General features: G+C 68.7%; 24 protein-coding genes. 17 read left to right on the top strand and 7 right to left on the bottom strand.

Annotated features, from left to right (window positions below; genetic code table 11):
• Window positions 1-69 precede the first annotated feature (69 nt).
• Entirely contained in the window at window positions 70-780 is a 711-nt protein-coding gene (locus OSC30_RS03250) for a hypothetical protein (protein WP_267170388.1), read from the top strand.
• Between the two features lie 68 nt (window positions 781-848).
• The gene (locus OSC30_RS03255) at window positions 849-1280 is read left to right on the top strand and encodes a DUF6491 family protein (protein WP_267170389.1); all 432 of its coding nucleotides are present in this window, start codon (window positions 849-851) and stop codon (window positions 1278-1280) included.
• A gap of 96 nt (window positions 1281-1376) precedes the next feature.
• Here the strand turns inward: OSC30_RS03255 and OSC30_RS03260 are convergent, their stop codons facing one another.
• From OSC30_RS03260 to OSC30_RS03270, 3 genes are all read right to left on the bottom strand, one after another.
• Complete coding sequence (locus OSC30_RS03260) at window positions 1377-2198, bottom strand: ferritin-like domain-containing protein (protein ID WP_267170390.1); 822 nt, start codon at window positions 2196-2198, stop codon at window positions 1377-1379.
• A gap of 116 nt (window positions 2199-2314) precedes the next feature.
• Window positions 2315-2731, bottom strand: coding sequence for a universal stress protein (locus OSC30_RS03265; protein ID WP_267170391.1), 417 nt, complete (start codon window positions 2729-2731; stop codon window positions 2315-2317).
• Window positions 2732-2787: 56 nt separating this feature from the next.
• Window positions 2788-3669: a YihY/virulence factor BrkB family protein gene (locus OSC30_RS03270; protein ID WP_267170392.1), complete on the bottom strand. Its 882-nt coding sequence runs from the start codon at window positions 3667-3669 to the stop codon at window positions 2788-2790.
• Between the two features lie 205 nt (window positions 3670-3874).
• Between OSC30_RS03270 and OSC30_RS03275 the strand changes: the two genes are divergently transcribed.
• The 9 genes from OSC30_RS03275 to OSC30_RS03315 all read left to right on the top strand — a co-directional run bounded on the left by OSC30_RS03275 (window position 3875) and on the right by OSC30_RS03315 (window position 9622).
• Window positions 3875-4405 carry a peroxiredoxin gene (locus tag OSC30_RS03275; protein ID WP_267170393.1) on the top strand — a complete coding sequence of 177 codons (531 nt, stop codon included), beginning with the start codon at window positions 3875-3877 and terminating at the stop codon, window positions 4403-4405.
• Window positions 4405-4863 carry a hypothetical protein gene (locus tag OSC30_RS03280; protein WP_267170394.1) on the top strand — a complete coding sequence of 153 codons (459 nt, stop codon included), beginning with the start codon at window positions 4405-4407 and terminating at the stop codon, window positions 4861-4863. Before OSC30_RS03275 ends, OSC30_RS03280 begins: the two co-directional genes overlap by 1 nt.
• A gap of 136 nt (window positions 4864-4999) precedes the next feature.
• Window positions 5000-5752: a DUF2884 family protein gene (locus OSC30_RS03285; protein ID WP_267170395.1), complete on the top strand. Its 753-nt coding sequence runs from the start codon at window positions 5000-5002 to the stop codon at window positions 5750-5752.
• A 204-nt stretch (window positions 5753-5956) separates the two neighbouring features.
• Window positions 5957-6397 (top strand): DUF2383 domain-containing protein, encoded by a 441-nt coding sequence (locus OSC30_RS03290; protein ID WP_267170396.1) that lies wholly within the window; start codon window positions 5957-5959, stop codon window positions 6395-6397.
• 36 nt (window positions 6398-6433) lie between these two features.
• Entirely contained in the window at window positions 6434-7006 is a 573-nt protein-coding gene (locus OSC30_RS03295) for a DUF924 family protein (RefSeq protein ID WP_267170397.1), read from the top strand.
• A gap of 57 nt (window positions 7007-7063) precedes the next feature.
• Window positions 7064-7348: a DUF2845 domain-containing protein gene (locus OSC30_RS03300; RefSeq protein ID WP_267170398.1), complete on the top strand. Its 285-nt coding sequence runs from the start codon at window positions 7064-7066 to the stop codon at window positions 7346-7348.
• Between the two features lie 61 nt (window positions 7349-7409).
• Window positions 7410-7697, top strand: coding sequence for a hypothetical protein (locus OSC30_RS03305; RefSeq protein WP_267170399.1), 288 nt, complete (start codon window positions 7410-7412; stop codon window positions 7695-7697).
• 110 nt (window positions 7698-7807) lie between these two features.
• Complete coding sequence (locus OSC30_RS03310) at window positions 7808-8620, top strand: DUF2884 family protein (protein WP_267170400.1); 813 nt, start codon at window positions 7808-7810, stop codon at window positions 8618-8620.
• 159 nt (window positions 8621-8779) lie between these two features.
• A complete protein-coding gene (locus OSC30_RS03315) occupies window positions 8780-9622 on the top strand; it encodes a mechanosensitive ion channel family protein (RefSeq protein WP_267170401.1) in 843 nt (280 codons plus the stop codon).
• A 113-nt stretch (window positions 9623-9735) separates the two neighbouring features.
• Here OSC30_RS03315 and OSC30_RS03320 read toward each other — a convergent pair whose 3' ends face one another.
• Together OSC30_RS03320 and OSC30_RS03325 are read right to left on the bottom strand one after the other, a co-directional pair.
• Window positions 9736-13323, bottom strand: coding sequence for a M1 family aminopeptidase (locus OSC30_RS03320; protein ID WP_267170402.1), 3588 nt, complete (start codon window positions 13321-13323; stop codon window positions 9736-9738).
• Window positions 13324-13327: 4 nt separating this feature from the next.
• Complete coding sequence (locus tag OSC30_RS03325; RefSeq protein ID WP_267170403.1) at window positions 13328-14212, bottom strand: ABC transporter ATP-binding protein; 885 nt, start codon at window positions 14210-14212, stop codon at window positions 13328-13330.
• A 296-nt stretch (window positions 14213-14508) separates the two neighbouring features.
• On the opposite strand from OSC30_RS03325, the gene aceF reads away from it, so the two are divergent.
• The 4 genes from aceF (at window position 14509) to OSC30_RS03345 (ending at window position 20400) form a co-directional block, all read left to right on the top strand.
• On the top strand, window positions 14509-16317 hold the full coding sequence (aceF, locus tag OSC30_RS03330; protein ID WP_267170404.1) for a dihydrolipoyllysine-residue acetyltransferase: 1809 nt from the start codon (window positions 14509-14511) through the stop codon (window positions 16315-16317).
• Window positions 16318-16330: 13 nt separating this feature from the next.
• The gene (gene lpdA / locus OSC30_RS03335; protein ID WP_267170405.1) at window positions 16331-18157 is read left to right on the top strand and encodes a dihydrolipoyl dehydrogenase; all 1827 of its coding nucleotides are present in this window, start codon (window positions 16331-16333) and stop codon (window positions 18155-18157) included.
• Between the two features lie 309 nt (window positions 18158-18466).
• A complete protein-coding gene (locus tag OSC30_RS03340; protein ID WP_267170406.1) occupies window positions 18467-18880 on the top strand; it encodes a lysozyme inhibitor LprI family protein in 414 nt (137 codons plus the stop codon).
• Window positions 18881-18915: 35 nt separating this feature from the next.
• Complete coding sequence (locus OSC30_RS03345; protein ID WP_267170407.1) at window positions 18916-20400, top strand: peptidoglycan-binding domain-containing protein; 1485 nt, start codon at window positions 18916-18918, stop codon at window positions 20398-20400.
• A gap of 92 nt (window positions 20401-20492) precedes the next feature.
• Here the strand turns inward: OSC30_RS03345 and dinB are convergent, their stop codons facing one another.
• Window positions 20493-21587 carry a DNA polymerase IV gene (gene dinB / locus OSC30_RS03350; protein ID WP_267170408.1) on the bottom strand — a complete coding sequence of 365 codons (1095 nt, stop codon included), beginning with the start codon at window positions 21585-21587 and terminating at the stop codon, window positions 20493-20495.
• Between the two features lie 144 nt (window positions 21588-21731).
• On the opposite strand from dinB, the gene OSC30_RS03355 reads away from it, so the two are divergent.
• Window positions 21732-23735 (top strand): protein-L-isoaspartate(D-aspartate) O-methyltransferase, encoded by a 2004-nt coding sequence (locus OSC30_RS03355; RefSeq protein WP_267170409.1) that lies wholly within the window; start codon window positions 21732-21734, stop codon window positions 23733-23735.
• 231 nt (window positions 23736-23966) lie between these two features.
• Here OSC30_RS03355 and OSC30_RS03360 read toward each other — a convergent pair whose 3' ends face one another.
• Window positions 23967-24923 (bottom strand): putative bifunctional lysylphosphatidylglycerol flippase/synthetase, encoded by a 957-nt coding sequence (locus tag OSC30_RS03360; protein ID WP_267170410.1) that lies wholly within the window; start codon window positions 24921-24923, stop codon window positions 23967-23969.
• Between the two features lie 259 nt (window positions 24924-25182).
• On the opposite strand from OSC30_RS03360, the gene OSC30_RS03365 reads away from it, so the two are divergent.
• Window positions 25183-26505 carry an APC family permease gene (locus tag OSC30_RS03365; protein WP_267170411.1) on the top strand — a complete coding sequence of 441 codons (1323 nt, stop codon included), beginning with the start codon at window positions 25183-25185 and terminating at the stop codon, window positions 26503-26505.
• The last annotated feature ends 108 nt before the right edge of the window (window positions 26506-26613 follow it).

The following is a 26613-nucleotide window of genomic DNA, read 5'->3' on the forward strand; positions in this document are numbered from 1 at the left end:
AGGCCTGCGCTTGCGCCGTCCGCCCGTGCGTCCCACGCTAGGGCCTTCCCCTTGCCTGGAGAGCACCCGATGAAGTTGCCCTTCCATCCTTCCGTGGCCGTGCTGTGCGGTGTGCTGGCCGTGGCCGGTTGCAACTCGCCGGATCAGGCGGCCCAGGCCCCCGCAGCCTCGGCGCAGGACGACGCGGCCGCGCGCAAGCTCGACACCTACCGCCAGCTGCTGCGCATCCACAATGACGAGATGTCGGTGACCATGGGCCACGACATCCTCGACCGCTACCCCGGCAGCGCCGCCGCGAAGGAAGTGCAGCAGACCCTGCCGCAGATCGAGAAGCGCTGGAAGACCGAAAGCGAAAAACGCCGCCTGGACGCGTTGTGGCTTTACCAGGTATCGCCAATGCAGGGCGGCACGCAGTCGACCGCCACGATCTATTCCAGCCAGCCAGGTGGCAACGACCGCGTGCGGCTGGTGCTGCGCCGGCACACCGACTGGGGCCAGAACGTGTTCCTGTACGGCGGCGGGCATGGCTTCGTCTGCCGCGGCAACTGCACCATCCACGCCACCTTCGATGGCAAGGCGCACGGCATCAAGGCGTTCGCGCCCTCCACCGGCGAACCGGCGCTGATGATCCGCGACGACGACGATTTCATCGCGCGGATGAAGGAGGCCAGGAAGATCACCATGGATGTCACCCTGGTCGACGGCGAGAAGAAGCAGACGCTGGTCTACGAAGTGGCCGGCTTCGATCCGGCCAAGTGGAAGGGCCTGCCGAAGAAGTAGGGCGGGTACACCGGCCCGGCGCCGGCGCGTTGGAAGTCGAGGCGGTCCGATCCGGAAGGAGAAACACCATGTCCCTGAAACACACCCTGCTCGCCGGCGCCGCCATGGCGCTGGTCGCCGGCTGCGCCAGCGCCCCCCACGGGCAACGCCCGGCCCAGCGGCAGGCGGCCTACGCGGCGGCCGCCGGCGCGCCCGTCAACAACTTCCGGTTCTTCACGCCGCTGTGGTCGTGGGAGCCGCTGGGCACCGATCAGGTCGTGATCTACACCAAGCCGAAGGAAGCCTGGTTGCTGGACGTGCCCGGCTGCACCGAGCTGCCGTACGCCCCCGCCATCGGAGTGACCTCGAACCTCAACCAGGTGTCGATCAACTTCGACAAGGTGGTCACCGGCCGCAACCAGCTGCGCTGCACGATCCAGCAGATCCGGCCGGTCGACCTGGGCAAGCTCGAGGCGGTGCAGCAGGAGCAGCGGCAGATCGAGGCCGAGCCGCGTCAGTAGTCTTGACCATGCGCCCCGTAGGGTGGGCTTCAGCCCACCGGCTCCTGCCCTTCGGGTGGCCGGTGGGCTGAAGCCCACCCTACGGGGCGCGGCGTGTCAGTTCAGGAACAACCGCTCCGCCAGCTTCGCCAGCGGCTTCTCCAGCGCCCCCTGCAGCCGCGGCGGGAAATCCAGCGGCTTGAGCAGCATCTTCACCGTCATCTCCGCCGGGATGTGCCGCCGCAACAGGTTCTGTGCCTTGCCGGCGACTTTGCGAAACGCTTCGCGGTCGCCCTTGTGTTGCGGGTAGCACTGTTCGAACACGTGGCGCAGCGCGATGTCGCTGTCTTCGCTGCGAATCTCGTTGACCCGTTTCAACACCGCGCGGAACACCTTGTAGCGGCCCAGCCCCTCATGCTCGCGGTAGCGCCGGAAGTGCTGGTAGAAATACTTGAAGTGGCGCACCTCGTCGCTCTTGATGTGACCGGTCAGCTGCTTGAGCACGGGCTCGTCGGTGATCTCGTGCAGCGCGCGATACAGGCTCGCGGTGCCGGTCTCGACCACGCAGCGCGCGGCCAGTTCCAGCCCGCGGCTGTCTTCCAGCTGCTCGGCCGTGCACACCGCGCCGTATTCGGTCCAGAACGCGGCGAAGCCCCTGTCCCAGTCGAACTCCGGCCATACCGCGCGCACGTAGGCGGCCAGCGCGCGGCCATGCTGCAGTTCCTCGTGTTCCCAGTGCTGGCTGAGCCAGGTCTGCAGCTCCTCGTCGCCGCTGAAATGCGCGACCAGGTTCTGCGTGTAGAGGTCCGAACCGCTTTCGACGAACGAGGAGCTGCACAGCAGCAGGAACAAATCCTCGTTGTGGCGCACCTGGGCGCGGTCGATCCGGTCCAGGTCGAGGCTTTCCAGCATCCAGGGCAGGGAGGGGACGTAGCTCACGCGGGCATCCAGTGGGGGCGCGGCATGAAGCGCGCGCGTAACGAAGGGATGACAGACAGCATAAGGCGTCGTGACGCCCCCGGATTAACCCCGCCCCACCCGCCGGACGGCGATGCCTAGCGCACCACCGTCACCGGCACGTGCGCGCGGGCCAGCACGTCGGCGGAGACCGAACCGAGCAGCCAGCGCGCCAGCGTGCCGCGTTCGGTATGCCCGATCACGATGTGATCGATGCCGTGCTGCTCGACCTGGCCGAGCAGCACGTCGCCCGGGCTGCCGTGGGTCACCTCCACGTCGACCAGGTCCCTGGCATCCGGCGCCATGGCGATCAGCTCGTCGAGCAGTTCCTGCGCGCGCTGCGCGCTGGAGTCGGCCATCATCAGCGTGCAGGCGTCGGCGCCGCCCTCGGTCACCTGCAGCACCGACACCACCCGCACGCGGCCCTGGCCGCAGCGCGCCAGCGCGATGGCGGTATGGAAAGCCTGTTGCGAGGAAGGCGAACCGTCGTAGCCGACCAGCGAATACCTGAACATGGCGCGTCTCCGTTTGCGCGTGCGCGTGCGCGTGTGTCTTCACCTGTGCCGCCCGATTATGCCTCGCCGCTGTTTTCGCACGGGCCGGCCACCTTGGCGTGCGCGTTGGGCCGGATCGGCACACCGCGCACCTCGGCCACGTTCTGGGTCAGCTCCGCGCCGAGCAGCAGGATCACCACCGAGTAGTACACCCAGACCAGCAGCACCACCACGCTGCCGGCCGGACCGTAGGCCCCGCCGACGTCGCTGTGGGCCAGGTACAGGCTGATGCCGAACTTGCCGATGGCGAACAACACGGCGGTGAAGGCGCCGCCGAGCAGGGTGTCGCGCCAGTCGATGTGGGCGTCGGGCAGCACCTTGTAGATCGCGGCGAACACCAGCCCGAACAGCACCAGCGAAACCCCCGCCTCGGTCGCGTCCCAGGCCACCGTGTCGCTGCGCACGAACACGGCGATGGCCGCGCTGGCCACCAGCGAGATGATCAGCAGGAAGGTCAGCGTCAGCAGCAGCCCGAGCGCGTGCATGCGCGTGCGCAGCCAGCTGAAGATCGCGTTGCGCGGCGCCGACTGCAGGTTCCATACCCGGTTGATCGCCAGCTGCAGCTGGGCGAATACCGTGGACGCGCCAATCAGCGAGATCAGCACGCCCAGGATGCCGGCCCACTGGCCCAGCTCGGGGCGCTGCTCGGCGTTGCTGATCACCAGTTTCACCGCGTCCGAGGCGCGTTCCCCCACCAGGTTGTTGATCGAGCCCACCAGCTGCTGTTGCCAGTCCGGCTGCAGCGAGGTCACCAGCCACAGCAGCAACACCAGCATCGGCGCGAACGACAGCGCCGAATAGAACGCCACCGCCGCGGCGTGCGTCATCAGGTCGTCCTTGGCCGCGCCGCTCGCGGTGCCCTTGACGACCTTGACGGTGGACTGCCACAACCAACCCATGCATCGCCTCCGCGGCCTGTGCGGACCCCAAGCATGGCCGGGCTCCTGCGCGGCGTTCGTGAACGCGCGCCGCCGCCGGGCATCGCGACAAGTCCTGGCAACACAAACAAGGATCGGCTTCCACCCGCCGCCCTGGACCTGGCATTACCCCTGCGAACCGGCGCGGCGGCGTAAACTCGGCGGGCCTTCCCCACGGAGACCCGCCATGCGTCGCTTCCCGCTCGCTCTCGCGCTCGTCCTGTTCGCCGGCCTGCTGGCGCCGGCTTTCGCCGCCATGCCGCAGGTCGGCCAGCGAGCCCCCGATTTCCGCCTGCAGGACCAGAACGGTCACTGGCAGACCCCCGCCGACCACCACGGCCGCTGGCTGGTGCTGTACTTCTATCCCAAGGATTTCACCCCCGGCTGCACCACCGAGGTATGCACCTTCCGCGACGACGTGCTGAAGCTGCGCAAGGCCGGTGCCGACGTGGTCGGGGTGAGTCTGGATGACGTCAAGTCGCACGCCGATTTCGCCAGCAAGTATCACGTGCCCTTCCCGCTGCTGTCCGACGCCGACCGCAAGGTGGCCGAGGCCTACGGCGTGCTGACCAGCCGCGCCGGCATGCACTACGCCAAGCGCACCACGTTTCTGATCGACCCGGCGGGGAACATCGCCAAGGTGTACGAGGACGTGGACCCGGAGAAGAACTCCGCGCAGGTGCTGGCCGACCTGGCCACGCTGAAGGCGGCGTCCTGATGGCCGTGGTCGCGGCGCGGTCGCGGCCGGGTTTCGGTGCCTGGCGCGTCGGTACCTGGATCGTGCTGTTGCTGGCCGCCTTCGGCGGCGTGGCGTACCTGCGCCATGGCGACTGGCCGTACCTGGCCGGTGCCTTCGCGGTGATCGTCGCCTGCGCCGGTAGCATCCTGCGCCAGCCCTGGGCGCGCCAGGCGCTGCGCGTGGTCGCCCTGCTGCTGGTGCTGTGGGCGCTGGCCACCGGCGGCCTGATGCTGGCTCATTGGGACCAGTTCGACGCCGCCCGTGCGCACGCGGCCGGCCAGCCGCAGGCGGAGATCCTGTTGCTGGCGATCGAACAGGCGCGCCGCAGCTTCCTGCTCGGGCTGGTGCTCAAGGCGCTGCTGATCCCCTTGCTGCTGTGGTTGGCCTGGCAACTGGGGCGACCGGCGGTGCGTGCGCAGTTCCTCACGCGTCGTTGACAGCCGCGCGTACCTCCAGTGGCCGAGCGAGAAGGGCGGAGCTTCCGCTCACCGGTCGGTCCGATTCGGCGCAATTCAGCCGGGGTTGACACACAGGCGGGTATCGCTTGAGTCCCCCGCACCCCGGACCAACGCGATGCGCCTGCGGTTCCTGCTCGCCAGCCTGATCCTGTCCATCCCCTTGCCGGTCCTGCACGCGCAGGACCTGGCAGCCACCTGCCATGCCAGCAGCAGCTACGACCTGACGCTCAAGCCGGACGGGCTGCTGTTCGATCGGGCGCAGCCGGCACCCTTCCACGTGCAGGTGGCCGACGGCCGCCTGCGCACCGACGGCAAGGCAGTGCGGCTGAGCGCCGAAAGCCAGGACCGGCTGATGCTGTTCGAGCGCGAGCTGCGCGCGCTGGTGCCGCGCGTGCGGGCGGTGGCCGGCGCGGGCGTCGACCTGGCCGTCCGCGCGGTGCACGAGGAAGCCGCCGGCATGCAACTGGCGCCCGCCACCATGGCCGAGCTGGATCGGCGCCTGTCCGTACACGCCACGCAACTGAAGCAACGCATCGCGCAGAGCCAGAGCACCCACGACTGGCAGGGCGCTGCCGCGCAACAGCTTGCCGACGACATCGTGGCCGACCTGGGGCCGCTGGTTGCCGCCGACCTCGGACAGCAGGCGCTCGCCGCCGCGATGACCGGCGACATGGCCGAGGCGGCGCGTCTGCGTGACCAGGCGGCGGACCTCGCTACCGAGCTGCGGCCGCGGCTGCAGCGTCGCATGCAGGCGCTGCAGCCGCAGGTGCAGGCGCTGTGCCCGGCGATCCGGCGCCTGGCCGACCTGCAGCAGGGTGTCCGCGGTGCCGATGGTCAGCCGCTCGGGCTGCTGCAGGTCGGGCCGTAGCTTTGCCCGCTTCGGGGTGAGGGACGGGACAGGCGCGTCTGCCCGGTGCGGGGGCGAGTCCCATGTGAACGGCCCGCAGAGCATCCCGAATGCCGCCTGACGGCCGATGCCAACCCGCCGCTGTCCACGCCGCCAGTTAATCCGCGGCTAAGTGCGCAGGGCCGACCATGGCCGCGTTCCCCTTTTCCCCAGGAAACGTCCGACGTGGCGCCACGCCCGCAAACGCTCTTCAACGCACTGATCCGCCGTGGCATCGACCTGCGTGCGATGTACCGCGACGCCTCGGCGCAGGCGACCGAGCCGGGCCTGCGCGCGGTGCTGGGCGAGAACGCCGGTGCGCTGGATCAGGTGATCGCCGACCTGCAACTGCAGGTCGGCCAGCTCGGCGGCATTCCGGCGCGACGCGGGCGCCTGGGCGGCGCGGCCCGGCGCCAGTTGATCGAGTGGCTGCTGCCGGACACGCCGCGTCGCGACGTCGCCTGGATCGCCCGCCTGGCGCACGGAGAAGCGGCACTGGTGCACGCCTTCGAAGAGGGCCTGCAGCGCGCGTCCCCGGACGCCGCGCTGGTACTGCGCCGGCAGTTGCCGCGGCTGCAGGGCATTCACCTGGACATGCATAGCCTTGCCCGGGCCCGACGCTGCTAAGCTCAGCCCGCCTGGGGCACGCCCGGGAGGAACGGCATGATCGCGAGCGCGCAGGACGTACTGGATTTCTGGTTTGCCGACGAGAACGCGGTGCGCTGGTTCGTGCGCGATGCCGACTTCGACCAGGTCATCGCCGGGCGATTCGGCCCCACGCTGGAGGCGGCGGCCAACGACGCGCTCGACGACTGGGCGGTGACTCCGCACGGCTGGCTGGCGCTGTTGATCGTGCTGGACCAGTTCAGCCGCAACATCCATCGCGGCAGCGCACGCGCGTTTGCGCAGGACGCCAAGGCGCAGGCGCTGGCGCTCGAAGGGCTGGCGCGCCGCGACGACGAGGCGCTGGCGCCGCTGGAGCGCGTGTTCGCCTACCTGCCGCTGGAGCACGCCGAGGACCTCGCGCTGCAATGGCGTTCGGTGACGCTGTTCCGCGCGCTTTCCCTACAGGCTTCGCCCAACGCGCGCGGGCAATATGAGAGCTTTCTCGACTACGCCCGCCGGCATTGCGAAGTCGTCGCCCGCTATGGCCGCTTCCCGCATCGCAACGCGGCGCTGGGCCGGCCTGGCACGGCGGACGAGCAGGCCTACCTGGCCGAGGGCGGCGGGTTTTAGGGCGCGCCGGCCGAGCGGGCCTATAGCGAACGTCCGGTCACGAAGGGAGAATGGACAATGCGCAAGCTCCTGTTGGGCGTCGTGTGTGCGCTGGCATGGCTGACGGCCAGCCCGTGGGCACACGCGGGCAATACGTACCGCGTCGGCAGCCGGGTCCTGACCGTCGGTGACAGCGCGGTGTTCACGCGAAGCCTGCTCGGCGACCCGCAATACAAGGAGCCGATCGAGGACCGGTTTGGTGCCTTCCGCGGCGAGCGCTGGCAGTACCAGGTCGATGGCCGCATGGTCACGGTGACCATCATGGCCGGCAAAGTCGGCGACATCCAGATCGAGCAGCGCTGAAGGAGCTGCAATGGCGCCCGGACGGAGTGATCCGGGCCTTGACCCAGGGAAGGAGTACGACATGCGCATCATCCTGCTCGCCGGCTTGTGGCTGCTGGCGTTTTCAGCCTTTGCTTCGGACACGCTGCGTGTGGGCAGCCGCCTGCTGGTGGCCGGCGACAGCCCCGCGCAAGTGCGTGAACTGCTGGGCCGGCCCAGCCGCGTGACGCACCAACGCGCCAGGCGCCACGGCCGCGGCGCGGTGGTGATCACGCCGGCCAGCGAACGCTGGGTCTACCGCCGCGACGGCAGCGAAATCACCGTGACGATGATCGACGGCGAGGTGGCGGAGATCGAACAGCGGCCTTAGCCGCCGATGCCCTGCCGGGACATGACCGATGGCACGGCATGACACCTGGCCCATGCCGCCGGGGAAGGCACGCGCGAAGCTGGGGCCACCATCGATCATGGAGTCCCGCCATGCGCCCGCTGATCATTTCCTTCGTGCTCGCCGCCGGCCTGGCCGTGGGTATGCCTGCCCAGGCGGGCGTCCACGTCGGCGAACAGCAATGCAGTTTCGAGACCGACTACGACGTGCTGGTCAAGCCGGACGGCATCACCTTCGAGCGGGAGGACGGCACGCCCGGCCGCGTGTTCATGCACGACGGCGCGGTGCGCGTGGATGGCAGGGAGCTGGCTGTTTCCGCTGGTGACGCCAGGCGCCTGCGCGAATACGAGGGCCAGGTCCGCAGCCTGTTGCCCGAGGTGGCCTCGATCGCGCGCGAAGGCGTGGACATCGGTTTCGATGCACTCACCACCGTGGTTGCCAGCTTTGCCGAGGATCCGGACGAGCGCAGCCGCCTGACCCGCGAGCTCAACGTGCAGCACAAGCAGGCGCTGGCCAAGCTCGACAACGGACTGGGCAGCGGCCAGTGGCGCCAGCACGGCGTGCAGGACCTGATGGAGAACCAGATTGGCGATGCGGTCTCGACCTTGGTGAGCACGGTCACCGCCAAGGCGGTCAAGGCCGCGCTCAGCGGCGACGAGAGCCAGGTCGCCGCGCTGGAGGCACGCGCCGACTCGCTCGACCACAGCATCGAAACGCAGGTCAACGCGCGCGCGGACAAGTTGGGCGAACGCGCCGAGGCGCTGTGCCCGCGCCTGGCGCGGCTGGACGAGCTGCAGCAGCAGTTCGAGTTCCGCCTGAAGGACGGTTCGCGCCTGGCGCTGGTCGAACACCAGGCCGAGCATGACAACGAGGCTTCCGCCAAGACGAAGCCCGAAGCCCGCTAGCCACCCCCTCGGCGGCGGGCTGGCCGCTCCCCCACATCGCGGCCCATGCGCCGCGCCGGTTTCCCCAGGCCGGCGCGGCGTTTTTTTTTGCCTGCTCGCTTGCCGGGCGCCACGGGCGTTCTGCTAGTTTGACGGCCCCGTTCGTACGCGGAGCCCGCCATGCCCGACCTGCTCGCCCGGATCCATTTTTCCGAAAACGCCACGCGACTGGGAATCAACATCCTGGTCGCGCTGCTGATCCTGCTGATCGGCACCTGGCTGGCCGCGCGCGTGGCCAACCTGGTCCAGCGGGCGATGCAGCGGGCGAGCGTGGACGCCACGCTGATCGGCTTCCTGCGCAATCTTCTCTATGGCGTGCTGGTGGCGGTGCTGGTGGTCAGCGCGCTGATCACCGCGGGCGTGCCTTCGGCGCCGCTGGTCGCCGCGCTCGGCGCCAGCGGCCTGGCCATCGGCCTGGCCCTGCAGGGCTCGCTCAGCAACCTGGCCTGGGGCGTGCTGCTGATCGTGTTCCGGCCGTTCCGCGCGGGCGACTTCGTTCACGCCGGCGGCGTCGACGGCACGGTGGAGACGGTCAACCTGATGTATACGTTGCTGGTGCTGCCGGACAACCGCGAGGCGATCGTGCCCAATGCCAAGATCGGCAGCGACGCCATCATCAACGCCAACCGCCGCGGCACGCGCCGGTTCGAGCTGAAGGTGGGCATCGGCTACAAGGACGACATCGGCCAGGCGATCGGCGAGGTCGAGAGGCTGTTCGCGGCCGACTCGCGCATTCTCGATGAGCCGCCGCCGAGCGTGGTGACCGGGACGCTGGCGGAGAGTTCGGTGGACCTGATCATTCGTGCCTGGACGCGCAGCGAGGATCTGTGGGCCACGCAGACGGAGTTGCTGCGCAGTATCAAGGAGCGCTTCGCCGACGTGGGCATCAGCATTCCCTACCCGCAGCGCGAACTGACCGTGGTGCAGGGCGCATTGGCGGATGGGAGCGGGAAAGCCGGCTGACGTCGGTTCTGTAGGAGCCCACTTGTGGGCGATGCCTTCTGGCATGAGGTCCGAAAGAGCATCGCCCACAAGTGGGCTCCTACGAAAGGCGGTTCGTTCCTGCCGGGGAACGGCTACTGCATCACCACCGGCCGCCGGTTGTCGCCCGATACCCGATCGATCAGTTCGTTGAACGGATCGATGCCTGCTTCGGCCGGCTTGTCCTTGACGATCACCGTAATCGTGCTGTCGCCGGCCGGCAGCAAGCGTTTTTCCAGGTACAGCGGCTCGCCGTCCCGGCCCTTGCCCGGGGAGGCGGCGAACACGCCGATATCGACCGGCACGTCCGTTTCGGCGGGCGTCTCCCTGCCGGTGCCGTCGACGTGCACCTTGCCGGCGTGCACCTTCAGGGTCACCTGGTAGCGGCCGTCCGGCAGCCTCGAAGCGGCGGCCTCGCTGATCCGGTTGTCGAACAGCGTGATCTTCCAGAACAGATCATCCAGCAGGCCCTTCCACTTGGCGCCGAGACCGCGGGCGAGGGTGTCCATGAAATCCTGGGAGCTGGGGTAGGGCGGGCCGCGGAATTGCCAGGCGAGCAGGAACTGCCTGAGCAAGCGATCGAGGTTCGCTTCGCCGACATAGTCCTGCAGCGCGTAGAACACCAGCGAGCCCTTGTTGTAGTGGATGTACTGCTGGTTCTCCACCTTCGCCAGCGGCTCCTCGGCCACCTTTTCGGTGGCGCGGCTCATCAGGTACTTGTCCAGCTCGTACTTGAGGAACTTGCGCATCTGGTCGGCGCCGTACTTGTGCTTCATCACCATCAGCGCCGAATACTGCGCCAGCGATTCGCTCAACATGGTCGAGCCCTGCATGTGGGCGCCGATCACCTGGTGCGCCCACCACTGGTGCGCAACCTCGTGCGCGGTGACGTAGTAGACGTAGTCGATCTTCGACCGATCCCGCAGGTCGGCGATGAAGCCGAGCGATTCGGAGTAGGGAATCGTGTTGGCGAAGGACTGCGCGAAAGTCCGGTAGTTGGGGAACTCCAGGATGCGCACCTGGCGGTACTGGTAGGGCGTGAAATGCGCCTGGTAGTACGCCAGTGAGTCCTTCACCGCCTCGATCATGCGCTCGACGTTCCAGGCGTGTGCCGGATCGTAATAGACCTCGATGGCGATGCCTTGGTAGCTGTCCTTCTTCACCGCGTAGCGCGCCGACAGCCACGAGTAGAAGTCCAGCATCGGCCGGTCCATGGTGTAGGTGAAATAGCGCCGGCCGTTGGCCGTCCAGCTCTTGGTCAGGTATCCGGGTGCCAGCGCGGTCTGGTCGGCGGAGGTGGAGACGGTGGTGGAAAACTCGATCCAGTCCGCGTCGTTGCTGACGTAGTTGTTGCCCAGCGCCCGGGCGTCACCCAGCCTGGGCATGCGCGGCACGTGCGGCGGCAGGCCGTACTTGCGACGGTCGCTGCGGTCGGTGAGCTGCGCGTCGCTCTGGTAGCCGAAATGCGGCAGCATGCCGCTGTCGAAGAAGCTGCCATTGGCGACCAGGAACTGGCCGGACGGTTCGTTGGTGAAGCCGCGCGGGGTGTACTCGAGGTCAAAATCGAAGGCCATCGATGCGCCGGGCGCCAACGGCGTCTTCAGCCGGTAGATCGCATAGCCCAGCCGCTTGTCGTCGCTGACCGTCTCGTGTGGCGCGAAGCGCAGCGACTTGACGGCCAGGTCGGTATCGAAGTTCACGTGCAGCGCGTCGATCGGCCCGGAGGTGCGGTTGACCAGCGTGTAGTGGCCGCGGATCTCGAGCCTGCGCTGGTACGGGTAGATGTCCACCGCGGTGTTCACCGCGCTGATGCGTGGCTGCGGCAGGTCCTTGTAGCGGGCGTAGGCCTTTTCGTAATCGGCGCGTTTGCGCTGGGCCTGCTCGCTGCTTTCGTAGTGGTTGAGCACGTTGGTGTTGTAGAAGATCCACGCGCCGGTCAGCACGAAACCGGTAAGCGCCACACCCAGCGCGATCGCCGCCGGACGACGCAGGCGCGCGCGCGCCTCGTGCAGGCGTTCGCGCCCGGCCTGCCCGGTGCCGCGCACGCTGAATAGCGATGCCACCACCAGCAGTGCCGCCGCGGCGAAGCCCCAATAGAGGTCGAACCACAGCGCGCCGGCAAGGAAATGGCCGAAGCCGTTCATGTCCGAGTACGGCACCGACGGCGCATGGCCGTAGATGAAAAGGTTGTGGTCCCAATGCAGCAGCGGGAAGCCGATGATCGAAGCCACCAGCCATACGATGCCCAGCAGGTAGCCCATGAACTTGCTGCCGGCGAGCGTCTGGAACAGCAGCATCAGCACCGCCAGCAACACGAACGGCGCCGCGTCGAGCCCCAGCGTAGCCAGATACAGACCCGGCTCCAGCCGCGTGTAGCCATGGGCGAGCTGCCACGCGATGCCGACCAGGTCACCCACCGCCAGGTATCCCAGCGCCACCGCGACCAGCGCCAGCAGCCGCGCCGCGAGCGGCAGCCAGTCCGGCAGCGGAAAGGCGTCGACGACCTCGGCGGTGTGCCGGTCGCGCTCGCGCCACACCAGCTCGCCGGCGTAGAAGGTCACGATGATCGCCAGCAGCCAATGGAAGCTGCCCTGCACCGTGGCGAGCACCGAATGGGTAACCGGATAGGTGGCGGTGCCGTAGATCTCGCCCGCGAACGCCAGCGCGAACAGCAGGTTGACCAGCCCGAACGCCAGCATCACCAGGAACGGCACGCCGCGCAGCACCTGGCCCAGGTCGAACGCCAGCAGTGCGCGCAGCTGCGCCAGGCGGGCGCGCAGGTCGTAGGCCATCCGCACCGCCGGCAGGCGGATGCGCGGCGCGCCGGCCACCGGGCGCAGCAGCGGCGGCTCGGCACGCGGCTTGCGCCGCGACAGGCGCAGGCCTTCGCGATTGGTGCGGAAGAGCGCGAACGCGGCGCCGGCCAGCAGCGCCGAGACGCCCAGCCACAGCAAGCGGTTCCACAGCAGCAGGCCTTCCAGCGGCGGCAGGCGCCGGTTGAGCTCGTCCGCGGACCAGTAGCGGGTGACGATGCCCAGCGTGCGACCGCCGAACGGATCGAGCATCGCGGCCAGTACATGGTGGTTGACGTCGCGCGTGAGCAGGCCCGACAGCGACAGCAGCACGAGAAAGGCGATCACCCCGATGTAGGTGGCCAGCAGCGAGCGGGTCACCGTGGCCAGCAGGAACAGCAGCGCCGCCACGAACAGCATGTCCGGCAGCACCATCACGCCGAATGCCCAGGCGTAGCCCTGCCAGTCCGCCGGGCCCAGCCGTGCCGGATCGATCCACGGCATCGCACCGCCCAGTGCCACGCCCAGCGCCACCGCCAGCATGATCGCCACCGCTGCCGCGTAGCCGGCCGCCAGCCGGCCGCCCAGGTAGGCGCCGCGGCCGACCGGGGTGGCGAACATCAGCTCGGCGGTGTCGTTGTCGAAATCGCGCAGCGCTGCGCCGGCGACGAACACGCCGCCGGCGAGCATGCCGAAAATCGTGAACGCGGTGATCAGCCGCACGATCACCATCGGCGCGTTGCGCAGCACGTTGCCGCTGGCGCCGCCGATCATCACCGCATCGGTGCAGGCGACCGCGAAGGCCAGTGCTCCGAAGGCCAGCGCCATGATCCAGAACAGCGGCGCCCGCCACTGCTGGCGCCACTCGAAGCGGAAGATTTCCCCCAGCATGGCGTCAGGCGGCCCGCGCCGTGGCCTGCGCGCGCAGGCGGCCGAAATAGACGTCTTCCAGGTCCGGCGCCACCGGCTCGAAGCCCGGCTCCGGGCGCGCCTCGGCCAGCACGTGCAGCAGCGTGCGGCCGCCGGCCAGGCGGGTAGAGAGGATCGTCATGCGGGCGCGGTAGCTGTCCAGTTCCGCCTTGTCGATCGAGCGCCGCCATACGTGCCCGTCCAGGCTGCGGATGGCCTCGCGCGGCTCGCCGGTGAGCAGCACCTGGCCCTGGCCGATGATCGCCATGCGCGGGCACAGGTCGGTCACGTCGGCCACGATGTGGGTGGACAGGATCACCACCACCGTCTCGCCGATCTCGGCCAGCAGGTTGAGGAAGCGGTTGCGCTCCTCCGGGTCCAGGCCGGCGGTGGGCTCGTCCACGATCACCAGCTTCGGGTTGCCGATCAGCGCCTGGGCGATGCCGAAGCGCTGGCGCATGCCGCCGGAGAAGGTGCCGAGCTTCCGCTTGCGCACGTCCCACAGGTTGACCTGGCGCAGCAGTGCCTCGGTGAGTTCGCGCCGTTCGCCGCGCGCGGTGACGCCCTTGAGCACGGCGAAGTGGTCCAGCATCGCCTCGGCCGACACCTTCGGATAGACGCCGAACTCCTGCGGCAGGTAGCCGAGCAGGCGGCGCGTGGCCGGCTTGTCGGCCAGCAGGTCCAGGCCGTCCAGTTCGATGCTGCCCTGGTCGGGGTCCTGCAGCGTCGCGATCGTGCGCATCAGCGAGGATTTACCCGCGCCGTTGGGGCCGAGCAGGCCGAACATGCCATGGGGAATGTCCAGATCGATGCCGCGCAGCGCACGCACGCCGTTGGCGTAGGTCTTGGACAAGTGGCGGATGGTCAGCATGCGTTCTCCTCCGCGCCGCCCCGCGCAGCGCGCCATGGCACCAGCATAGGTAGCGCCGCGGGCGGACACATCGGCACAAGGTCATGCATGGGGTTCCCGGGCCGCTCGCCCCGGGCGCCGGCCGGCGCGGCGCCGGGCGCACGGCGTGGCCACGGTAACGGCTTGCGGCGCCGTCCGGCGGTTTTTCAGCCTTGTCCGCCCGAGGCTACGCGGCGGCCGGCCGTTCGCTATCATGGGAGGCCTTGCGCGGCCGTCATCCCCGGGCGGTGCGCCGTAGCCATCCGCAGGAGACCCCCATGGCCGACCCCAAAGAAGCACGCGTCCCCGACATCGGCGGCCACGACAACGTGCCGGTGATCGAAGTGCTGGTCAAACCCGGCGACCGCGTCGAGAAGGAACAGAGCCTGATCACGCTGGAGTCGGACAAGGCGACCATGGAAGTGCCCGCGCCGTTCGCCGGCGTGGTCAAGGAGGTCAGGCTCAAGGTCGGCGACGAAGTCTCCGAGGGCGCGGTGATCGCGACCATCGAGGCCGAGGGCGGCGCGGCCGCGCCAGCGCCGGCCGCAGCGCCCGCCCCCGCGCCGGCCGCAGCGCCCGCTCCCGCGCCGGCCGCAGCGCCCGCTCCCGCGGCGGCACCGCTGTCCAGCCAGCAGGCCAGGGCCGCCGAACCCGGCTCGGGCAAGGGCGCCGTCGACGAGGCCGCGCCGCAGCCGCCACCGGCCGCTGCCCCGGCGGCCGGCGGCGTGCGTGAAGCACGCGTGCCGGACATCGGCGGCCACGGCAATGTGCCGGTGATCGAGGTGCTGGTGAAGGTCGGCGACACCGTCGCCAAGGACCAGAGCCTGATCACGCTGGAGTCGGACAAGGCGACCATGGAAGTGCCCGCGCCGTTTGCTGGCGTGGTCAAGGACCTCAAGCTCGGAGTCGGCGACGAGGTCTCCGAAGGCGACGTCATCGCGCTGATCGAAGGCGGCGCTGCCGCACCCGCTCCCGCCGCGCCGGCGCCGGCCTCGGCCCCGGCCGCCTCGCCCGACGCGCGTTCCGCCACCGGCCTGCCGATCAGCGGCGGCGGTCCCGAAAAACCCGCGCCGGCCGCCGGTCGCGGCGCACAGCCCGGCCCCGTGGCCGAGGGCGACGTGCGTCCGCAGGAGCGCCCGCCGTTCGACGCGCGCATCGTGATGCCCGGCGACGCGCCCTACGCCAGTCCCGCCATCCGCGCCTTCGCGCGCGAACTGGGCGTGGACATCCAGCAGATCAAGGGCTCCGGCCGTGGCGGACGCATCCAGCGCGAGGACGTCAGCGCCTACGTCAAGCATGCACTCGCCTCGGGCGCGCGCCCGGTGCAGGGCGCGCCGGTGGCCGCCGGCGGCGGGCTCAACCTGCTGCCGTGGCCGAAGGTCGACTTTTCCAAGTTCGGCCCGGTCGAGGAAAAGCCGCTCTCGCGCATCCAGAAGATTTCCGGCGCCAACCTGGCGCGCAACTGGGCGATGATCCCGCACGTCACCCAGCACGAAGACGCCGACATCACCGAACTGGAAGCCTTCCGCAAGCAGCTCGGCGCCGAAAACAAGGACCTGAAAGTCACCCCGCTGGTGTTCCAGATCAAGGCGGTGGTGGCGGCGCTCAAGCAATTCCCGCAGTTCAACGCCTCGCTGGACGGGACCGGCGAGAAGCTGATCCTGAAGAAGTACTTCCACATCGGCATCGCGGTGGACACGCCCGACGGCCTGGTGGTGCCGGTGATCCGCGACTGCGACCAGAAGGGCCTGCTCGATCTGGCCCGCGAGCTTGGCGAGATCTCCAAGAAGGCGCGCGAGAAGAAGCTCGGCCCGGCCGAGATGTCCGGCGGCTGTTTCTCGATCTCTTCGCTGGGCGGCATCGGCGGCACCTCGTTCACGCCGATCGTCAACGCGCCGGAGGTGGCGATCCTCGGCGTGTCCAAGGCGCGCATGCAACCGGTGTGGAATGGCAGGGAGTTTGCGCCGCGGCTGATGCTGCCGCTGTCGCTGTCCTACGACCACCGCGTGATCGACGGCGCGCTTGCCGCGCGCTTCGCCGCGTTCCTGGCCAACCAGCTCGGCGATATCCGCCGGCTGCTGCTCTGACGGAGGCGCAGCCATGGCGAACACGATCGAAGTGAAAGTTCCCGATATCGGCGGCCACGACAACGTGCCGGTGATCGAAGTGCTGGTGAAGGCCGGCGACCGCGTGGAGAAGGAACAGAGCCTGGTCACGCTGGAATCGGACAAGGCGACCATGGAGGTGCCTTCCAGCGCGGCCGGCACGGTCAAGGACGTGAAGGTGAAGGTGGGCGACGAGGTGTCCGAGGGCGCGGTGATCCTCACGCTTGAGGCGAGCGCTTCTGCTCCCTCTGCCCCCCGGGGAGAGGGCCGGGGTGAGGGGTCACCCTCGCGACAGCCTGGCGACGGAGCGAACGCATCTACCACCTCTCCCGCGAGCCCCGCCCCCTCACCTCAATCCTCTCCCCGTAAGACAGAGGAAGCAAAAGCGGCAAGCCCCAGCGGCCGCCAGCCAGACGTTGAGTGCAAACTCGTCGTCCTTGGCTCCGGCCCCGGCGGCTACACCGCCGCCTTCCGCGCCGCCGACCTCGGCGTCGACACCGTGCTGGTCGAGCGCTACGCCAGCCTGGGCGGCGTCTGCCTCAACGTCGGCTGCATCCCGTCCAAGGCGCTGCTGCACGCGGCCGCGGTGATTGACGAAGCCGAAGCCATGGCCGCCCATGGCGTCAGCTTCGGCAAGCCGAAGATCGAGCTGGACAAGCTGCGCAAGTTCAAGGACCAGGTGGTCGGCAAGCTCACCGGCGGCCTGGCCGGCATGGCCAGACAGCGCAAGGTGCGCACCGTGCAAGGCACCGGCAGCTTCGTCTCGCCGCACGAGCTGGAAGTAGAGACGGCCGAAGGCACCAAGCTGATCCGCTTCGAACACGCCATCATCGCCGCCGGCTCGCAGGCCGTGCGCCTGCCGATGTTCCCGTGGGACGACGCGCGCGTGATGGATTCCACCGGCGCGCTCGAGCTGGCCGACATCCCGAAGAAGCTGCTGGTCGTCGGCGGCGGCATCATCGGCCTGGAGATGGCCACCGTGTATGCCGGCCTGGGCAGCGAAGTGACCGTGGTCGAGTTCATGGACCAGCTCATTCCCGGCGCCGACGCCGACCTGAGCAAGCCGCTGGCCAAGCGTCTGGGCGGCAAGCTCAAGAGCGTGCACCTGAAGACCAAAGTGGTCGAGGCCAAGGCCACCAAGAAGGGCATCGAGGTCCGCTACGAGGGCGAGAACGCCCCCGACACCATGCTGTTCGACCGCGTGCTGGTCGCCGTCGGCCGCTCGCCCAACGGCAACAGGATCGGCGCCGACAAGGCCGGCGTCGCCGTGACCGAGCGCGGCTTCATCAACGTCGACACGCAGATGCGCACCAACGTGCCGCACATCTTCGCCATCGGCGACCTGGTCGGCCAGCCGATGCTGGCGCACAAGGCCACCCACGAGGCACGCGTCGCCGCTGAAGTGGTCGCCGGTGAGAAGAGCCATTTCGACGCCCGCGTGATCCCGTCCGTCGCCTACACCGACCCCGAAATCGCCTGGGTCGGCGTGACCGAGCGCGAAGCCAGGGAGAAGGGCCTGAAGATCGGCGTGGGCAAGTTCCCCTGGGCCGCCTCCGGCCGCGCCATCGGCATCGACCGCACCGAGGGCTTCACCAAGCTGCTGTTCGACGAGGAAACCCACCGCATCGTCGGCGCCGGCATCGTCGGCCCACACGCGGGTGACCTGATTTCCGAACTGGCGCTGGCCATTGAGATGGGCGCCGAGGCGGCCGACATTGCGCTGACCATCCACCCGCACCCGACCCTGAGCGAGTCGGTGGCGATGGCCGCGGAAGTCTACGAAGGCACCATCACCGATCTGTATCTGCCCAAGAAGAAGTAGGCCCGTACCGGTGAGGATGAAGGCCAGCCGCCAATGGCGGCTGGCCTTCCATGGCAGCGTGCAATTCGCTTATCTGTGGCTCGCTTGTTCCGCAATCGCATCGGCTCGCCGTAGGAATCCGCTGATACCCCGGTGCACGAAGCTGAGGCATCCTTGAAAAGGCTCGTGGCGGGTGAGGGCAGACGCTCTCGCCTCCAGAAGCGGTCCGCATTCGGCGGAGCTTTCCCTCGCACGGTCTTTCAAGCACGGCTGCAGCAATGCATCGCCGACACAGGGGGCCGAGCGACCAAACGTAAAGGAGTACGAGCGATGCGTAGCTATCCAATCGTGGGCTTGCTCGCGACAATTGCGCTAGGTGTGGCCTATGGGCAATCGCCTGAGACCGGGGCAGCGACGAACCAGCCAGGCATCAGGGCGTCTTATGGCGCATGTATCGGGGCCTCGGGTGGCGTGACCGCGGCGATGCTTGATTGCATGGGGGACGAACTCGACTATCAGAACCTGCGCTTGAACAATGCCTATCGGTCACTGATGGCACAGTCGGATGACCCCAGGCAGGAACAGTTGCGCACGGCGGAACGAAAGTGGATCTTGCTTCGGGATGCCCGTTGCCGCCCCGCTCCGGACAGCGGAACGGCTGCCGATGTCTCCTCGACGAGCTGCTATGTGGAAGAGACTGCCAGGCAGGCGTCAAAACTGGAGTCGGCCTTGGGCCAGCGCTAGCTGGCGCGCGTTTTTCGATCGCATGGAGCGAAGGAATGGATTCTCAACTTGGCTGGCATCTGGGTCAGACGTCCGAGCGTTACGAGAGCGGTGGCCGTGGGCCCGGCACGATTTCAAGCGGCAAGGGAGACCACGGTGGTGTTTCGTACGGCACTTTCCAGTTGTCCACAAACTCGGGAACGCTAAGGGCCTACCTCGACCAGTCCGTGTACAGAGACGCGTTTGAAGGGTTGGAGCCGAAAACTCGCGCTTTCAACGAAAAATGGGGCGACCTTGCAAGGACGGACCCGGCCTTCGCGCAGGATCAGTACGACTTCGTAAAAGCTACGCACTACGACGCCCAGGTTGAGCGCCTGGCGGCGGCGGGCTTGGACCTGTCAGCTCGTGGCCCTGCAGTCCAGGATGCACTGTGGAGCACCTCCGTACAGTACGGAAATCGCACAACCTCCATCGTCACCAGAGGCCTGGAAAGAGCGTTCGGGAGCGACTACGAGATCGCTGTACTGTCCGACCGGGACATCGTCGGTGCGATCCAGGACTACAAGCTCGCCTATAACGACCAGTTGTTCGCCAGCTCCGCGCCGATCGTAAAGGCGAGTGTCGCCCATCGCATAGCCAGCGAAAAAGCCGATCTCATTGCCTTGGCCGAAGGCCGCGCCCTCGTCCATGAACCTCCCCTCCGGCAAAACATGCACGGCGGCGAGGTTCGACGCCTGCAAGGTGCGCTCAGCAGCCTGGGCTACGCCGATGCCCACCGACGCCCCCTTGAGCTCGACGGCAAGTTCGGTCCGAGCACACGGGCCGCTGTGGAGGCTTTCCAGCAAGACCACGGTCTGGAACGTGACGGCATCGTCGGTAGTGCTACTTGGCAGGCATTGCATGTAAGTCTCAAAGCCAGCCGTGAGGCTACGGCTGGCCTCGCTGGCACGAAGTGGCCAGCGACACCCGATGTTCCGGAGCGAGCGCCGGGGTGCCTGGACGATTTCCGTCACCCAGGCCACCCCATGCACCGCTACTACAGCAATCTGCTCGGACAGGTGCATGCGATGGAGGACCGTAGCGGACTGGCCCATGGTACGCATAGCGAGCGTGCTGCAGCGGCCCTCACAGATGCGGTGGCCATACACAATGCAGGAATAGCTGGACTGGACCGTTTTGGTACCGTGGCCAGCGTCGAACTGCGGCGGCAGAACAACATCACCTGCGCCGTGGCCGTGGAGCAACGGGTGAACTATCACCTCGCCGCTGCCGAAATCGGTGTTCCCGTGGAAAAAGCAACCGCCCGCTCGGTCGAGGAGGTCTCACGCGGCTGGCTTGATCGACAAGCGCCACGTCCGAACGAGCTGGACCGCATCGCAAGCCAGGATGCTGCGCACCAGGAGGTGGCCACCTTGCTGACAAGCCCTGGCCTTGGGCACCTCGCAGTCATCGACGATGCAACGTTGGGCAGGCACATGGGGACGACTTTGCAATCGACCCCAGCAGCCGTGGGTGTATCGCCGGCCGGGCCGCCGCGATAGCGGCCGACACGCGCTGCAATGCCGCGTGATAGCGGGCGGCTCAGCTTTTGGATGGGCGTTCGCGAGAGGCCCCCGCGATCGAACAGCAGCGATCAATCCGTCAGTCCGGCAGACTTGAACAAGCCCAGTTGGTGGACGAAGCCGTCACGGTCGACGAATCCAGCCAGGCCAACTCCGACCAGCCGGTAGCGCGTGCCGATGGGCTGCTCCGCGCGCGCTCGCAATGCGCACGCGACGTCGGCCAACTCGCGCGAGGAAGCCGGCAAGGTGGATGGCGAAAAGCTACGGGTAAGTGTGCGGAAGTCGGTGGTCTTGAGCTTGAGGACTACCGTGCGCGCGACGCGTCCTTTCTCGCGTTGGTGGCCGGCCCACGTTTTCTCGGCCAGGCGACGGATATGCGGTTCGAGTTCATCCAGCGTCAGGTCGCGTTCGAAGGTGTCTTCGGCCGATACCTGCAGGGTAAGCCGGTCCGGCTGTACCGGATGGTCATCGATGCCCCAGGAGAGTTGGTGCAGGCGTCGACCCCAACGACCGAAGCGCTCCTCCAGCGCGGCCAGGCCCTGGGTGCGCAGGTCGGCCGCCGTGGCCACGCCCATCGCCGCGAGCTTGCCTTCCATCACCTTGCCCACGCCCGGCAGCCGCCCTACCGCCAGCGGCGCGAGGAACGCCTCGACCTGGTGCGGGCGGATCACGAACAGGCCATCGGGTTTGCGCCAGTCCGAGGCGATCTTGGCCAGGAACTTGTTCGGCGCCACGCCGGCCGACGCGGTCAGGCCGGTTTCCTCGCGGATCGCCGCGCGGATCGCCTCGGCCGTGGCTGTCGCCGAGGACAGGCCGCTCTTGCTGCGCGTGACGTCCAGGTAGGCCTCGTCCAGCGACAGCGGTTCGATCAGCTCGGTGTGCTGCGCGAAGATCGCCCGCACCTGCCGCGAGACCGCCTTGTAGCGGGTGAAATCGGGCGGCACGAAGACCGCTTGCGGGCACAACCGCTCCGCGCGCACCGCCGGCATGGCCGAGCGCACGCCGAACACGCGCGCCTCGTAGCTGGCCGCGCACACCACCGAACGTGCCCCGCGCCACGCCACCACCACGGGCCTGCCGCGCAGTGAAGGGTCGTCGCGCTGTTCGACCGACGCGTAGAACGCGTCCATGTCGACATGCAGGATCTTGCGCGGGGGAGGGGACACAGTACGGGCCGGCAATACGTGACGGGGATTCTAGGCGACTGGCGCCGCCATGCGGCAATCGCCCGCCATCCAGGTGGCTGTGTGGCTTGACACCTGGTTGATCGGGTCCGCACTAGCGTGGCGGGTTCCGACCGGAGGTGACCGATGGCCGACTTCGCCCGACAACGCCAGCGCATGGTCGAGCGCCAGCTCGCCGGGCGCGGCATCACCGATGCGCGGGTGCTGGAGGCGATGGGCACGATTCCGCGCGAGGCGTTCGTGGCCGGCACCATGCACGAGTTCGCCTACGAGGATTCGCCGCTGCCGATCGAGGCCGGGCAGACCATCTCCCAGCCGTTCATCGTCGCGCGCATGCTGCAGGCGGCCGAGCTGGACGAGAGCGACAGCGTGCTGGAGATCGGCGCAGGTTCGGGCTATGCCGCCGCGGTGATGGCGGCGTTGGCTGCTTGCGTGCATGCGGTCGAGCGCCATCCCGAGCTGGCCGACCTGGCGCGCCAGCGCTTCGAGGCATTGGGCTACCGCAACATCCAGCTGCGCGTGGGCGACGGCAGCGGTGGTTGGCCGGAGGCCGCGCCGTTCGATGCCATCCTCGCTGCCGCCGGCGGTCCGGCAGTGCCGGACGTGTTGCGCCGGCAACTGGCGATCGGCGGGCGGCTGGTGATGCCGGTGGGCGAGACGCTGCACCGGCAGCGACTGGTCAAGGTCACGCGCGTCGAAGAGGATCGCTTCGAGCACGAGGAACTGGATGAAGTGCGCTTCGTGCCGCTGGTCGGCAGCTACGGCTGGAGCGAGCAGGACGCTGCGCCGGTGCCGGCGATGGAGCCGGTGGCGGCGCGCGCGCCGGTCGACGGCGGCGGCCTGCCGGACCTGATCCGCGCGGCGATGGAGCCGCTGCCCGAGTTGGACGATCCCGCGTTTGGACGGCTGTTCGACCGCTACGCCGATGCCCGCGTGGTCCTGCTGGGCGAGGCCAGCCACGGCACGTCCGAGTTCTATCGCGCGCGGGCGGCGATCACCCGCCGGCTGATCGAAGCGCACGGCTTCACCATCGTCGCCGTGGAGGCGGACTGGCCCGACGCGGCGGCGCTGGACCGTTACGTGCGCGGTCGTCCGGCCACGCGCGACGAACCGATCTTCCAGCGCTTCCCGACCTGGATGTGGCGCAACCGCGAGGTCGCCCGCTTCATCGACTGGTTGCGCCGCCACAACGCGGGCCGACCGGCCGAAGCGCAGGCGGGCTTCTACGGGCTGGACCTGTACAGCCTGGACAGTTCGATCCGCGCGGTGCTCGATTACCTGGACAAGGTCGACCCGCGGGCCGCGCAGGTCGCCCGCCATCGCTACGGTTGCCTGATGCCCTGGAGCAAGGAGCCCGCGCAGTACGGCCGCATGGCGCTCTCCGCGGGCTACGCGCTGTGCGAGAAGGCGGTGGTGCAGACGCTGCGCGAGTTGCTCGCGCGCCGCATGGAATATGCCCAGGCCGACGGCGAGCACTTCCTCGACGCGGCGCAGAACGCGCGCCTGGTGAGCAACGCCGAGGCCTACTACCGCGCGATGTACTACGGTTCGGCCGAGTCGTGGAACCTGCGCGACAGCCACATGTTCGAAACGCTGGAGCACCTGCTCGCCGCGGGCGGGCCGCAGTCGAAGGCGGTGGTGTGGGCGCACAACTCGCATATCGGCGACGCGCGCCACACCGAGATGGGCCAGGTGCGCGAGGAGCTGAACCTGGGCCAGTTGTGCCGGCAGCGCTTCGGCAGCGCCGCCGCACTGATCGGCTTCGGCACGCATACCGGCACCGTCGCCGCCGCCGACGACTGGGACGAGCCGATGAAGGAAATGGACGTGGTGCCCTCGCGCCAGGACAGCTACGAGCGGCTGTTCCACGAGGCCGGTCAGCCGCGTGGCCTGCTCGACCTGCGCGAAGGCGTGCATCCGGACCTGTGCAGGCGGCTGGCCGAGGGCCGGCTGGAACGCTTCATCGGCGTGATCTACCGGCCCGACACGGAGCGCTGGAGCCATTATGTGGAATGCTCGCTGCCGCGCCAGTTCGACGGCTACACCTGGTTCGACGAAACGCGCGCGGTCGAGCCGCTGGGCGAGGAACCGCGCACCGGCACTGCCGACACATGGCCGTTCGGCCTCTGACCGCCGGCCCCCATGTAGGCAACCTCGAAAAACTCCGTAAGCTTCCGGCGACCACTGTAGGAGCCACTGTTGTGGGCGATGCTTTTGGCGGAGCGATCAGGCGCAAGAGCATCGCCCACAAGTGGACCCTTACAACGCATCGCGCGAAAGGGAGTGAATCGAGCATCCCTGTAGGAGCGCACCCTGTGCGCGACCGCACCGCCACCGGGTATCCACGATCCGGTTGCGTGCCTACGGGATCGCGCGCCGCCGACGCGCCTCGAATACGCCCAGCGCCAGCGCCGCCACGCCGAACGGCAGCAGGTTGTAGACCAGCCGGTAGCAGAGCAACCCCGCCAGCACCTCCGCGCGCGCCTCGGCCGGAAACGCACCCAGCAGGATCGCCTCGAACACGCCCAGCCCGCCCGGCGCATGGCTGACGATCCCGGCCAGCAGCGCGGCCAGGTAGATCGGCACGAAGTCGGCGAACGCCGGCGCGATCTCCGGTGGCAGCAGCAGGTACATGGCGCCGATCGCCGCGCTCATCTCGATGCCGCCGATCGCCATCTGCAGCGCCGCCGAGCCCGAGCGCGGCAGTGTCACCGCCCAGCGACCCAGGCGCAGGTTGCGCGGCCGCGCGAGCCAGGCCAGCAGTCCGGCCATCAGCACCACGATGGCCATGCCCGCGATGCGGCCCCAGCCCCCGACCACCGCCGGTTCCATCAACAAGCCGGCGGCGCCCAGCACTGCGTAGCCCAGCCCGACGCCCAGGCTGGCCAAACCGACGATGCGCGCGATATCACCCCCGCCCAGGGCTGCGGAGGCATAGATGCGATAGCGAACCGCGCTACCGATGAACGCGTGGAAACCTAGCGTGTTGGACAAAGCATGTGCCGCGAACCCCGCAAACGCCGCGAGCCCGGGCCGAGTGCGTGTCGGCGCCACGCTGCGCGCGGCCAACACGTCGAACGTCGCCAGCATGGCGAAGCTGGTCGCCGTCGCGGCCATCGCGCCGGCCACGTGGGCGCGCGGCAGATGCGCCAGTGCCGCGGTGACGTCGCGCCAGCGCATCGCACCCAGATAGCGGTGCAGCAGCCAGGCGGCCAGCGCGAGCAGCGCCGCGGAGACCAGCCAGGACAGCACGCGCAGGATTCGCCGCGTGCGCGGGCGGCTGGTTTCGTCGATCAGGGAGGTGGGAAGCGCAGACATCCGCGTGACCTTACGCCGGATGCGCGTGGGCGCGCGAGTACAGAGCAGTCATGCGGCAAGCGTAGCGGTTCGGACAGCCCGGACGAAGGGCGCGCCGCACGTAAGGGCGCGCTTGGGGCGCGGCCGCAACGCCTCCCGGTCGCGCCCAGGGGCGCTGCTACGGGAACCGGCGCCTTCGCAACGTGCCCCCGGTGGCTGAACCGAGCACCGAGTCACGCTATCGTGTGCCCCTTCCGCCGCCGCCGATGCCGCCCGACGCATGAGCACCGAAACGAACACCTACCTGCGCCGCCTCGGTACCTGGGACGCGGCGATGATCGTCATCGGCGGCGTGATCGGCGCCGGCATCTTCCGCACGCCGGCCACGCTGGCGCAGCGCACCAGCTCGGGCTGGGAGTTGCTGATCCTGTGGGCGGTCGGCGGCCTGCTCACGCTCGCCGGCGTGTTGTGCTACGCGGAACTGGGCGCGCGGCGGCCGCAGGCCGGCGGCAGCTACATCTACCTGCGCGAGGCGTTCGGCCAGCTGCCGGCGTTCCTGTTCGGCTGGACCATGGCGCTGATCAACTACCCCGGCAGCGTGGCGGCGGTGGCGACCGCCTTCGCCGATTACTTCTGCGCGGCGCTGGGGCTGTCGACGCTGTACATCAAGCCGGTGGCCGCCGGCGCGATCGCCTTCATCGTCGGCATCAACCTGTTCGGCATCCGTGCCGGCGCCTGGGTGCAGAACATCTTCACCGTGATCAAGCTGACCGCGATCGTGCTGCTGGTGGCGGTGGGCGTGGTGCTGGCCGATGGCCACCTGGGCGTGACGCTGGCCACCGATCCGACCCGCAACGTACCCAACAGCGCCCTGTTCGGCGCGCTGCTGCCGGTGCTGTTCACTTACGGCGGCTTTCACTACCTCAACGACCTGGCGGGCGAGGTGCGCAACCCGCAACGCACGCTGCCGCGCGCGCTGGGGCTGGGCATGGCGGGCGTGATGATCGCCTACGTGCTGGCCAACTTCGCCTATCTCGCCGGCCTCGGCCACGCGGGGCTGGCGGCCAGCACGGCGCCGGCCGCCGACCTCATGCGCCGGCTGTTCGGCGACCGCGGCGCCACGCTGATCGCGCTGGGCATCGCCTGCTCCACCTTCGGCTACTGCAACATCGCCATCGCCGGCGGCGCGCGCGTGCTGCAGACGATGGGCGCCGACGGCATGTTCTTCTCCGCCGTCGGACGCATCGAGCCGCAAAGCCGAGCGCCGCAGGTGGCGCTGGCCACGCTGGGCGCGTGGGCGATCGTGCTGGCGGTCTCCGGCAGCTTCAACCAGTTGCTGGACTACACCACCGTCGGCGAGTGGCTGGCGCACGCCTGCAGCATCGCCACGTTGTTCTGGTACCGGCGCTACCTGAGCGAACCCTCACCCTACCGCGTGCCGTTCTACCCCTGGCTGCCGCTGGTGTTCGTGGTCACCGTGCTGGGCGTGATCGGCGCCACCGCGATCCAGAATCCAGGCCGCGCCGGCATGAGCCTGGTCATCATCGCCTGCGGCATCCCCGCCTATTACGGCTGGCGCTGGCTGGAACGCAGCGGCGCCTGAGGCGTGCGCTGCTCTGTAGGAGCCCACTCGTGGGCGATGCCCTGATGCTGCCTGGCCGGCCGGAAAAGCATCGCCCACGAGTGGGCTCCTGCAGCGGTTTCGCGGCGG

It is taken from the genome of Frateuria hangzhouensis (assembly GCF_026410505.1).
Classification (GTDB): Bacteria; Pseudomonadota; Gammaproteobacteria; order Xanthomonadales; family Rhodanobacteraceae; genus Frateuria_A; species Frateuria_A hangzhouensis.